Genomic DNA, 12,012 nt, shown 5'->3' on the forward strand with positions numbered 1-12,012 from the left:
GAGGGTAAGATAGAACACAATATCCTGTGACGGATAAATATTTGGTTTGGGACTGATGTTTCCATGGGAAATCATGATTTAAGAAAGCTGACCGATTTCGACCGCGAACAGGTATTTGCGTACATTCAAGAGGAACCGGAAATGAACCTGTTTATCTTTGGCGATGTGGAGCGTTTCGGACTGGAAGGGGATAAGGTTGAAGTATTTGTCAAGGACGGCCCGGACGGATGGGATTTTTTGTTGCTCCGGTACCTTGAAAGCTATCTCCTTTACAGCAGGCGGGATGGCTATGACGCGGCCTGCGCTGCGGATTTTTTAACACGCCGCGCAGTCAATATTGTCAGCGGCAAAAGCATCCTTCTGGAAAAGCTGCTGCCCTTTTTTCCGGACCGAACAGGCCAGAAGACTTACATGGCGAGGCTGAACGGGATGCAAAGTATGTTTCCCGCGCCCGATGATTTCTCTCTGCGCCGCCTGAAACCGGATGATGCGGCCGAGCTTGTTCGCCTGTACTTACAAATTGAGGAATTTCAGTCCACATATGCCGGAAGAGAGAAAAAAGCGGCGGAGGAGCTGAAAATCAACCTTTCCACCGGCGGGCGCTGTTGGGGAGCGTTTCAAAACGGGCGACTGGTTGCGGCGGCTTCCTCATCTGCGGAAAATTCCAGATCCGCGATGATCATCGGCGTCGCGACTTTGCCGGATCTTAGGCGCAGGGGCCTCGCGGGCAGTCTTGTCAGCAAGCTTTGCGGCGAGCTTTTCAGCGAAGGAAAACAGTTTGTGTGCCTTTTTTATGATAATCCTCTGGCCGGGCGCATCTACCGGAAAATCGGGTTTCGGGAATTAGGCGAGTATATGATGATTAAGGGAAAACGGGAAAAGCAATCCTTGGCAAAGTAATTGCGATTTGTCCCGGAAACGGGAAATATTCCGGAGATGCCGGATGTGTATGACGTTTCTGAATTTGACGGATTTCTGCTGAGAATGTAACTTCAAATAAAACATTCCTCAGGAATACGGGATCATTTAGCTTGATTTTCTCTTTGCGCTGCGCACTGATTTGTATAATACGACCAAAAATGAAGGAGGATTATTTTAAGAAATAGATATTGACGAATTGAATGAAATCGTCTATTATTTTTAATAGAATTAAATATAAAAAGTATGTAACTGATCCATCTGATCAGGCATGAACTTTCACGAAAGTACCGAAAGGTATTTGTGATTGTCATGCCTGATTTTTTTTGCCATCGGACTCCTAAGCCACTGTAACCGGAAACGAAATGCGAGAAGCCGATGAACGGCTGTGAACCTGATCTGTTTGGAGGAATGCTTGTGGGTTTTAGTGTGGTGAAAGTGTTGAACAACAATTCGGTATTGGTGCAGGATGTAAAGGGCGCGCAAATGGTTCTGATGAGCAAGGGGATCGGGTTTGGCAAAAAAGCGGGTGACGCCTTGGAGGAAGGAGGGGAAGAACAAAAGGTTTTTTATATTTTCGACAGCAGACGTAATATGAGCAAGCTGAGTCAGTTTTCATGGGAACAGAGCAGGGTGGAGCAGGTGACCCGCGAAATTGTTGACATTGCCGAAAGAAGACTGAACATTGAGAACGGAAACCTTTACGGGGCTCTTCTGGATCACATCACGTTTGCGATCGAATGTCTTCAGATGGATCTTCCCATCGACAATCCCTTTACCAGCGAAATTTCAATCCTGTATCGGGAGGAATACGATGTTGCCCAGATTGCGGCAGGAATCATCCGGGAACGCCTTCAGGTTGAAATAGGCGAGGCGGAAACCGGCTTTATCGCGCTTCACCTCTATTCCGCACGCAGCAATAAGCATATTGCCGCCGCAATGAAAAACACAAGGGTCTACAGTGAAATTCTCACTCTGATATCGAATTGTATGCACAGGGAGCTTGACAGCTCGTCTCAGGAGGTTAAAAGTTTTCTATTAAGCTTAAATGGTCTGATTCGGAACGCCTCTCAGGGAAAGGAGCCCTCTATGCAACTGAAAATACATGTAAAGTCCGAACTGAAACCATGCTGGAATACAGCGCTCCGGGTGGCCCGGCTGGTGGAGAAGGATCTGGGGGTCAGCCTTGGGGAAGACTCCGTTTCGTTTCTGGCGGTCGATATCCACCGAATGGTGCAATGGTAGGTATTTCGGGAAGATCCCGATTCCTATAGTATTAATTTATTGGGGGTAGAAAAATGGAAAAAAGTCATTCCGGAATCCTTTCGTCGCTGCAAAAGCTTGGAAAGGCTCTGATGCTGCCGATCGCGACGCTGCCGATCGCGGGCATTCTGCTTCGGCTCGGCCAAAGTGATTTGCTGAACATCCCGCTGATCATGAATTCCGGCAGCGCTTTGTTCGACAATCTTCCGCTTTTATTCGCCATCGGCATCGCGGTCGGGTTGGCGGTCGACAACAACGGGGCGGCCGGTTTGGCCGGAGCTGTGGCGTACTATGTTCTGAATGCGTCGGCGCAGGCGGTGAACCACGCGCTTCAGGTCGGCACTTTCTTTATGCCACAGAACGGCTGGCCGGAGGGGCTGACCGAAATCAACATGGCTCATTTCGGCGGGATTGTCGCCGGCGTGATCGCGGGTTTGTGCTATAATAAGTTCAGGAGCACAAAACTGCCGGATTGGCTCCAGTTCTTCGGCGGCCGCCGTTTTGTTCCGATTGTCACGGGGGGATGCTCCATTGTGATCGGCGTTCCGCTGGGCCTTGTCTGGCCGTACATCCAGAAGGGCCTTGATGCCGCCGCCGTATGGATGACCACCAGCCACGGCGCCGGCGAGTTTCTCTACGGCTTTTTAAACCGTCTGCTGCTTCCGTTCGGCCTTCATCACATCATCAACACGGCGGTCTGGTTTAATTTCGGCACCTACACGGATCCCACGACCGGAAAGGCCGTGTCGGGCGACCTGTGGCGCTTTTTCGCGGGCGACCCTAACGGAGGTGTCTTTACTGCAGGATTTTTCCCGATTATGATGTTTGCTCTTCCGGCCGCGGCTTTAGCCATGTATGTGTGCGCTAAGAAGGAAAATAAGGCCGTTGTCGGCGGCGCTCTCTTCTCCGTGGCGTTTACCGCATTCCTTTGCGGGATTACGGAGCCGATCGAATTCATGTTCATGTTTCTCGCTCCGGGCCTGTTTGTCATCCATGCCGTACTGACGGGCCTTTCCCTTGTAGTCTGCAACCTGTTCGGGATCCGCGACAGCTTTACGTTTTCCGCCGGACTGTTCGACTATATTATCAACTGGGGCAAGGCGGAAAATCCGCTGCTCATCATTCCAATCGGCCTTGTTTTTGCCGTCGTCTATTTCTTCCTGTTTGTGTTTGTCATCAGGAAGTTTGACCTGAAGACGCCGGGCCGGGAGGAGGACGAGGAATCTGCGAGCTTTTCGCAGCTCGTCGATAAAAGCGGGTTTGACGAGGTGGCCAGACAGTACATAGAATTGCTTGGCGGCACGAAAAATATCAAGGAGATCAGTTCCTGCATTACCCGTATCCGGCTGGTTTTGGACAGCAACAAGGAGCTGGATGAACGGGCTTTCAAGGTACTGGGCGCCTCCGGCATTATGAAGGCGGGAAATCAGGTGACGCAGATCATTGTGGGGACAAAGGCGGAGCTTTTGGTGGACGCGATGAAAAAACAGCTTTGACGGGGTATCCGCGGCTGCTTTTTAACCTGAGGCGCGAAAAGTCTTTTGGCGGCATACTTTGTAAACCGGCTTTCGGCCCTATAAAAATCGGGCGTAGGTATCCGATGAAAGGGCCGCGCCGGTTCTCTAGAACATGCAGAATCGTTTTATGAACATTCATAACGCTGTTTATTTTTTATTAAATTAATGATTCATCTTTGTTTTCGGAGGTTGGCTATGGGATTATTCGGCACAAGATTCAGAAAGCTTAAAATGATGGCTCCGCTCAGTGGGAAGGTCGTCCCGATCACCGAAGCGCCGGACAGTGTTTTTTCAAATAAGGTACTTGGAGACGGGGTTGCGGTGATTCCCAGCAGCGGAAAAGTGCTTTCGCCCGTTTCCGGGACAATCGTTCAAATTGCGCATTCTCTTCATGCGATTTGTCTTGAGGGCGACGACGGCGCCGAGATTCTGATTCACCTGGGTATTGATACCGTCAGCCTGGAGGGCAAAGGCTTCACCTGTTGTGTCAGGGAGGGGCAACATGTGGTTGCGGGGGAAGAGCTGATGGAGATGGACCTGGAATTGATCAAAACTAAGGGTTTGAGCACGGTTTCCCCCTGCATTATCACGAATTTGGATCGGATGAAGGATCTATCCATGAAATACGGAGATGCGGTCGCCGGTGAAACGGTTGTGATGACTTATAAGGGATAGATAAAAGAAAGCTGCGGCTTCCGTGCAGCACATCCGAATGGAGCGGTCCCGACGAAATAAAGCGCGATAATGTATTTACAAAAAATACCCGCTGTCTCAGCTTTAAGAGTCAGCGGGTGTTTGTGAGTTCCCGCCGCCGTATCTCCGGCGCTTATACAATTCGCGTCATAATGCACTCCTTCCGTACAGAACAATGTTCTGTATAAAATAGCCCCCATTCTCTTAAGGAAAAAGTGAGGGGGTTGAGCGGGTTTGCGAACCAGCAGCAAAATAAGAATAAGACTTGACAATCAAGTTTGAGTCTGATACATTATTAGTGAACACTGTAATCTTATTTTAATGGAGTCCGCCATGCCGCGTGATAAAACAGACACACATAAAAAGATTGTGACAAGCGCAAAGAGAGAATTTTTGGAGCAAGGCTTCGAGAAAGCATCTATGCGAAAAATTGCGGCTCAGGCTGGAATTACAGCAGGAGGATTATACAAGCATTTCCCCACGAAGGAAGCGATGTTTGAGGCACTGGTTGAACCAACTTTAAAGGAATACTATAGGCGCGATTTGGAGTTAACAACTATTGCTATCCAGCAGATTGCAAATCGGAAGTTCGATTTGTTTCGGACGGCTTCCGATAGCGGCAACCGTGAAGTGCTGGACTATATTTATCATCACTTTGATGAATTTCAGCTGATGTTTAATCGTTCTGCTGGTACAAAGTATGAAACAATCCGGCACGATTTAGTAATGTTAGAAGTAAGCGGTGCAAAGCGTTTGATTGAAGCATTACAACAACAGGGAATACCTACTCGGAAATTCAACGATGAACAGCTTCACATTTTGTACAGTACGGCACTGACCCCGCTGTTTGAGATTATCACGCACGGTTATTCTTATGAAAAAGCGCTTACGTTCATAGATTTAATGGTTGATGCGATGAATTTCGGCTGGGAAAAAATTATGAATCCGTAAAAACTGAATCTTCTTTTATTTTAAAAATCGGGCTGAGACCCGATTTTCTCTGTTTTATCGGTTAGCTAACGCTAACCAAAATTGTTTACTTACCGATTCCACCCGGTTTTATGCGGCTGCATCAGAACTGTTGGAAAATATATTTTTAAGGAGAGCTTAACATGGAAGAAAAAAATTTAAAGGTAAAGGATTTGGTAAACATCGGTGTATTTTCAGCTATCTACATGATTCTTTCATTTATCGTCATGGTACCTTCCATGGCTTCACCGATTATTTGGCTCTTATGGCCTGCAATATGCGGTGTGGTATGCGGATCAATTTATATGCTGCTGGTGGCAAAGGTGCCCAAAAAGGGAACCGCTCTTTTGGTGGCGCTGATCAATGGTATTATCTATTTTGCCATTGGGGAATGCACATGGACGATTATCTTATCCTTTGCAATTGCAGGCATTGTCGCTGAAATTGCGCGCGGAGCATTAGGATATCAAACCACAGAGAGTGCTTTGGTATCTTGCGGAATCCTTGCTGCCGGATTTATCGGTTCTCCGCTTCCTATGTGGCTGTTTCAAGATAGTTATGTTAATTCCATCATCAAAATGGGTATGGACCCCGCCTACGTTGCCAATATGCTAAAGATGATTTCAGCAGGTTCCCTGTTTGGATTTACTGCGGCTGCTTTTGTAGGCGGTTTGATTGGAGGATTTATTGGCAAAGTTCTCTTCAAAAAGCATTTCGAAAAGGCAGGTATTATTTAATGGGCGCAATTCCAAAAGGGGTTATCTCTTTCGACCCGCGGACAAAAATGCTTCTGCTCATTGCTGTCAGCGCCTTTATTTTTACCAACACCAGTTATTTGGCAGAGGCTTCGATTTTGGTGGTACTGATGCTGATTGCAGTTGGGCTTGGCATCCCCAAAACTGCGCTGAAAGGGGCAATCATCTACATAGCGTTAAGCGCCGTTAAGTATGGGTTGTTGCCAATTCTCCCAAACATGATTGCCGCCAATTTTAACATTGTAGCCGTTACATTCCGCAAGCTTCTTCCATGCTTTTTAGCGGGGGGAATATTAGTGCAGACGACTTCGATCCGTTTGTTGATGTTTACGCTGCAAAAACTGCACATTCCTCAAACCTTAATTATCCCGCTGACAATTACCGTTCGTTATTTTCCGGCACTTTCTGAAGAACGGCAGATTATTTCCGATGCGATGAAATTGAGAGATGTAAAAGGAATTGCAAAAAAACTGGAATACGTATACGTGCCGCTCATGATCACCGCATCGAACACCGCCGATGAATTAAGTCAGGCAATCACAGCACGCGGGATTGATAACCCGGTTCCAAAGACCTGCGCCATAGACATTTGCCTGAGAGGTCTTGACATTCTTGTGATGGTGGCTTCAGTCGGACTGCTTGGGTGGACTATCGCAAAAATGTTTCTATACCAGGGGGGATACCTATGATCCAAATCCAAATTGATGATGTATCCTTTGCATATAAGCAGCAAAAAAAGGAACAGCTTTCTCATGTTACACTTGCCATACAGCCCGGAGAGTTTATCTTACTCTGCGGAAAAAGCGGCTGCGGAAAAACAACGATGACAAAGCTGATCAATGGATTAATTCCTCATTTCGCAGAAGGTGAGTACAGCGGAAAGGTGCTTCTTTCCGAGCAGGATACCCGTAATTTGAAAACCTATCAGATTGCAGAACACGTAGGCTCCATCTTTCAAAATCCCAAAACGCAGTTTTTTAATCTGGATACGGACAGCGAACTGGCTTTTGGTTTGGAGAATATGGGGGCTGATCCAGCCAGGATCAGAACAAGAGTCAGAAAAGTGGCGCAGGAGCTTGAAATTGAAGGGTTGCTGAACAGAGGGGTGTTCGAACTTTCCGGCGGGGAAAAACAATCTTTGGCAGTTGCTTCGGTTTATGCGGCCAATCCACAGATTTATGTTTTCGATGAACCCTCTGCAAATATTGATGAACAGGGAATTGAGCGTATTCGTCAGATCCTTTTCAAGCTGAAGAAACAGGGAAAGACCATACTCATAGCAGAGCACAGATTGTACTATCTAATGGATCTGCTGGATCGAGCCGTATATTTGAAGGACGGTAATATTGAGTTTGTTTATTCAAATGAGGAATTTAAAAACATCCCAGATACCCATAGGCGTGAATTGGGACTCAGAACATTTTACCCCATTGATACGGCTGTTTGTCAAAACAAGAAGCCAAAGCCCCCAGAGGCTCTTCTTACGATTGCAGACCTTACCTGTTGTTACAGAAACGAACCGGTTGTACACCGGGCAACATTTTCTGCAGAGAAGGGAGATGTTATTGCTGTTACAGGGACAAATGGAGCTGGAAAATCCACCTTTATGCGCTGTTTATGCGGACTAATAAAAGAATCAGGCGGAACCGTTACCTATCAAAATAAGACTTATAACCATAAGCAACGCCGCAGTCTATGCTATATGATTATGCAGGATGTGGTGCATCAGCTTTTTGCGGAAAGTGTAAAACAGGAATTCCAGCTTCTCAATCATACCGTGTCTGATGATAAAATAACAGAAATATTGACGGAGCTTGACTTAAATCGGTTGATGGACAAGCATCCCATGACCCTTTCGGGAGGTCAGATGCAAAGATTAGCCATTGCAGTTGCCTTCCTATCGGATCGGGACATTATCGTGTTTGATGAACCAACCAGCGGATTGGATTATACGAATATGCTGGTGGTAAGCCGAATGATGAAAAAGCTGGCTGAAAGCAAAATTGTTTTTATCATAACACATGATAAAGAATTGGTTCAGGAGGCGTGCTCAAGAATCCTCCGGCTTGCGGATGGGAAAATAACCGAGGTCTCTTAAAAACAGGCTTCGCATTTAAAAAAGCCGGCTAACGGCATTAGTCGGTTTTTTCTGGAGGTATTATCGTGAAACAGAAAGAAAAAGCCTGGTGGAAGGTGCTTTTCGGCTTTGCATCTGAATGTAAAGGAAAGCTGAGTGTATCCGTGCTATGTGCGGTTCTCAGTGTAGCGGGAGGCCTTGCGCCCTACTTGGGAATTTATCAAATTATAAAACGGTTCATTGAAAAAAATATCGATTGGCACGCTGTACTGATATGGAGTGGTTTTTGTATTGCCGGATATCTGGTCAAGATCGTATGCTATGGGATTTCAACATCACTTTCTCATACAGATGCCTATACTATTTTAGAAAGTATCCGTAAAAAAATTGCGGATCGATTGATGCGTGCCCCGTTAGGCGCTGTGCAAAGCAGATCAATTGGAAATATTAAAAATATTATTGTCGATCGGGTGGAAAGTATTGAACCGCCATTAGCGCATTTGATTCCAGAGCTTTCTTCCAATGTGCTTTTATCGCTTGCAGTAATAGCTGCGCTTTTTTTAATGGATTGGCGTATGGGACTGGCAGCGCTTGTCACAATTCCGGTGGCTTTGATTCCCATTTTGATTGGCATGAAGTCCTATGATAAACAATATGCCAACTATATGGCTGCGAACGACAAAGTCAATAGCGTAATTGTAGAGTATGTGGAGGGAATTGAAGTTGTCAAGACCTTTAATCAGACGACAGATTCTTACGGCAAGTTTGTCGGAGCAGTAGACTCTTTTAAGAACTCTACAATGGCTTGGTTCCAAAGCACATGGAAAGAAATGAACTTGGGTCTGTCTATTTTGCCTACGACATTACTTGGAACCCTTCCGGTTGGAATTGCACTCTATTTAAACGAAGCTCTCTCTCCACAGGAATTAACCTTGTGTTTTCTATTGGCATTAGGAATTGTGGGGCCGATGTTGAAAGTGATGCAATTTATTGAAGAAATAAAAGGTATGGCTTTTGCGGTAAAGGATGCATATGAGATGCTCCATCTCGCAGAGCTTCCGGAGTCAGCCGCAAGGGTTGCTATCGAAAATACAAATGTCAAAATGAAAAATGTAAGTTTTTCTTATACAGGGCATCAAAACAATTCCATTTTAAAAAATATAAATTTAGATTTGCGGGAAGGAAGTTTTACCGCACTGGTTGGCCCATCCGGAGGGGGCAAGTCTACCATTGCCAAATTGCTTGCGCGATTTTGGGATGTCAGCGGCGGTTCTATTGAGATCGGAGGAAAAGACATTCGGCAGATACCGCTGAAACAACTCTCTGAAATGATCAGTTTTGTTTCACAGGATAACTTTTTATTTGATTGTTCCTTAAAAGAGAACATCCGACTCGGTCGGCCGAATGCTGCTGACGCAGAGGTTGAAAAGGCAGCTGAAGCGGCGCAGTGTGATGAATTTATAGCGCGTTTGGATATGGGATGGGATACTACTGCCGGTGACGCAGGTAAATTGCTTTCTGGCGGAGAGCGCCAGCGTATTTCAATTGCCCGTGCTATTTTAAAAAACGCTCCAATCATTATTCTGGACGAAGCTACAGCATTTACCGATCCCGAAAACGAGGATAAATTACAGCGCTCGCTTATGGCTCTTGCCAAAGATAAAACCTTACTGGTCATTGCGCATCGCTTGTCTACCATTCAAAATGCGGATCAAATTGTGGTGCTTGAAAAAGGTAACATTGTAGACATAGGAACACAGCGGGAACTGTTAACTCGTTGTTCGTTATACCGCAGCATGTGGAAGGCTCATGTAGGAGCAAAGAATTGGGCGGTAGGAGCCTCGGAATCAATATTTTCAGAGAAAGAGGCGACGGAATATGTTTAAAACGGTTAGACGCATTATGAAATGGGCAAGCGAGTATAAGACCCGGTTATATCTAGGCTTTGTATGTTCCTTTTTGGCGGCGGGATTTACTGCCGGGCCGGTAATACTGGCGGCATGGGCGCTGGATCTTGTGATAAAAGACAGCTATGGGCAGGAAACAATAAAAACAAACCTTGTTTGGACCTGTCTTTTAGCAGTTTTAATCCTTGTTTTTCTGCGGTTTCTGTTTTCCTATTGGAAAAATAAATTGCAGGAAAGTATCGGATATGAAGTGGCGGCAAAGCAGCGTATTCATATTGGCGATATATTGAAACGGGTTTCGTTAGGGTATTTTGCAGAGCATCATTCAGGCGACATATTGGCAGCAGTTACCACTGAACTTTCCACGCTGGAGCTTCAGGGCATGAAGATGATTGATACAGTCGTAAATGGCTATATTCAGGCAGTTGCTATTGTTTGCTGTATCGCAATTTATTCACCCCCTGCTGCGCTCATTTGTGCAGTTGGAATTTTGCTCTCGGCATTTGCCCTGCATCACGTCAGTCAGGAGAGCTTCCGGACTGCCACAGTTACTCACCAGGCGCAGGAAAACTTATCAGGTGCCTCTATTGAGTATGTGCGCGGGTTGCCGATTGTGAAGTCCTTTGGGCAGCAAGGGGCATCGGCAGAGCGGTTTCATCGAGCCTGCAAAGATAATAAGAAGTTGCGGATTCAAAGTGAATTCGGGTTTGTTCCGTGGACTTGTCTGCATCTGTTCTTGCTAAAAATCGCAGCTGTAGCACTTGTTCTTGTTACCGCATGGCAAACATTGAATGGAACTTTGTCCTTATCGGAATTTATTATGATCGCAATGTTTTCATTTACCATTTTCGGAAGTGTTGAACCCATGAATGAAGCGGCTCATATCCTACCGGTCATCAATTCCGCCATGGACAAATTATCCGATTTGGAAAAGGCGGGGTTTATAGATTCTGACGGGCAGTATATTATTTTAAAGAATTATAATGTGGACTATCTCCATGTTTCTTTCGGATATGGAGAACGGGAAATCCTACATGATATATCTTTTACGATTCCGCAAAACACTGTGACTGCGATTGTCGGCCCGTCTGGCAGCGGGAAAAGTACAATTTGCAGCTTGCTGACTAGATTTTATGATCCTCAAAAAGGAGCGATATCCATAGGTGGAGTCGATATACGACAAATGACCTGCGACAGCCTGTTGAAAAACATATCAATGGTATTTCAGAACGTGTACCTCTTTCATGACACCATCCGGAATAATATCAAATTTGGAAAGCAGGGAGCAACAGAGACAGAAATTATTGCTGCTTCGAAGTCTGCCAGATGCCACGATTTTATTTCTTCGCTTCCAGATGGATATGATACTGTAATTGGAGAAGGCGGCGGAACTTTGTCAGGTGGTGAAAAACAGCGTATTTCCATCGCGCGTGCCATGTTAAAAAATGCACCGATTATTATACTGGATGAAGCCACGGCCAGCGTTGATCCGGAAAATGAGCATGAGATACAGGCAGCCATATCATCCCTAACTCATGGAAAAACCATTATAACAATTGCTCATCGCCTTGCTACTATTGAAAATGCAGATCAAATTCTTGTTGTTGACAATGGTCAAATTGTGCAGAAAGGTACGCATAAAGAACTAATCAATCAAGATGGAGTATACCAGATGTTTGTATCCATTCGACAGGCTTCTGAGGGCTGGAGATTCACATGATCCGAGAGCTTTATCAGTGACGGCGCTGTCATTCTTGGGGTCAAACATGCTATAATAGGCATATACTGTTATCGCCGGAGTATAATTGACCGAGATCGCCGGCGGAATTGACCCACTCAAGAATAACGGCTACCATGGCATAAAGAAACGCCATGGAGGTAGGCCGGATGTTAAGGAGTGGAATGATACACAT

General features: G+C 45.8%; 10 protein-coding genes. All 10 read left to right on the top strand.

Features of this window, described 5'->3' with window-relative positions:
• Positions 1-63 precede the first annotated feature (63 nt).
• Entirely contained in the window at positions 64-900 is an 837-nt protein-coding gene (locus CAFE_RS12725) for a GNAT family N-acetyltransferase (RefSeq protein WP_156990876.1), read from the top strand.
• 435 nt (positions 901-1,335) lie between these two features.
• The gene (locus CAFE_RS12730; protein ID WP_166525139.1) at positions 1,336-2,163 is read left to right on the top strand and encodes a PRD domain-containing protein; all 828 of its coding nucleotides are present in this window, start codon (positions 1,336-1,338) and stop codon (positions 2,161-2,163) included.
• A 53-nt stretch (positions 2,164-2,216) separates the two neighbouring features.
• On the top strand, positions 2,217-3,677 hold the full coding sequence (gene nagE / locus CAFE_RS12735; RefSeq protein ID WP_156990878.1) for an N-acetylglucosamine-specific PTS transporter subunit IIBC: 1,461 nt from the start codon (positions 2,217-2,219) through the stop codon (positions 3,675-3,677).
• Between the two features lie 216 nt (positions 3,678-3,893).
• Positions 3,894-4,373: a PTS sugar transporter subunit IIA gene (locus CAFE_RS12740; RefSeq protein WP_066648099.1), complete on the top strand. Its 480-nt coding sequence runs from the start codon at positions 3,894-3,896 to the stop codon at positions 4,371-4,373.
• Positions 4,374-4,724: 351 nt separating this feature from the next.
• On the top strand, positions 4,725-5,342 hold the full coding sequence (locus tag CAFE_RS12745; RefSeq protein ID WP_207708887.1) for a TetR/AcrR family transcriptional regulator: 618 nt from the start codon (positions 4,725-4,727) through the stop codon (positions 5,340-5,342).
• Positions 5,343-5,503: 161 nt separating this feature from the next.
• Complete coding sequence (locus tag CAFE_RS12750) at positions 5,504-6,097, top strand: MptD family putative ECF transporter S component (RefSeq protein WP_066648093.1); 594 nt, start codon at positions 5,504-5,506, stop codon at positions 6,095-6,097.
• On the top strand, positions 6,097-6,804 hold the full coding sequence (locus CAFE_RS12755) for an energy-coupling factor transporter transmembrane component T (protein ID WP_156990880.1): 708 nt from the start codon (positions 6,097-6,099) through the stop codon (positions 6,802-6,804). Before CAFE_RS12750 ends, CAFE_RS12755 begins: the two co-directional genes overlap by 1 nt.
• The gene (locus CAFE_RS12760; RefSeq protein ID WP_066648084.1) at positions 6,801-8,213 is read left to right on the top strand and encodes an ABC transporter ATP-binding protein; all 1,413 of its coding nucleotides are present in this window, start codon (positions 6,801-6,803) and stop codon (positions 8,211-8,213) included. The genes CAFE_RS12755 and CAFE_RS12760 overlap by 4 nt, the downstream gene beginning before the upstream one ends.
• A 65-nt stretch (positions 8,214-8,278) precedes the next feature.
• On the top strand, positions 8,279-10,078 hold the full coding sequence (locus CAFE_RS12765; RefSeq protein WP_330593991.1) for an ABC transporter ATP-binding protein: 1,800 nt from the start codon (positions 8,279-8,281) through the stop codon (positions 10,076-10,078).
• Positions 10,071-11,819, top strand: coding sequence for an ABC transporter ATP-binding protein (locus tag CAFE_RS12770; protein ID WP_156990881.1), 1,749 nt, complete (start codon positions 10,071-10,073; stop codon positions 11,817-11,819). Before CAFE_RS12765 ends, CAFE_RS12770 begins: the two co-directional genes overlap by 8 nt.
• Positions 11,820-12,012 lie beyond the last annotated feature (193 nt).

The sequence above is a fragment of the Caproicibacter fermentans genome, assembly GCF_009746625.1.
In the GTDB taxonomy this organism is placed as follows: Bacteria; Bacillota; Clostridia; order Oscillospirales; family Acutalibacteraceae; genus Caproicibacter; species Caproicibacter fermentans.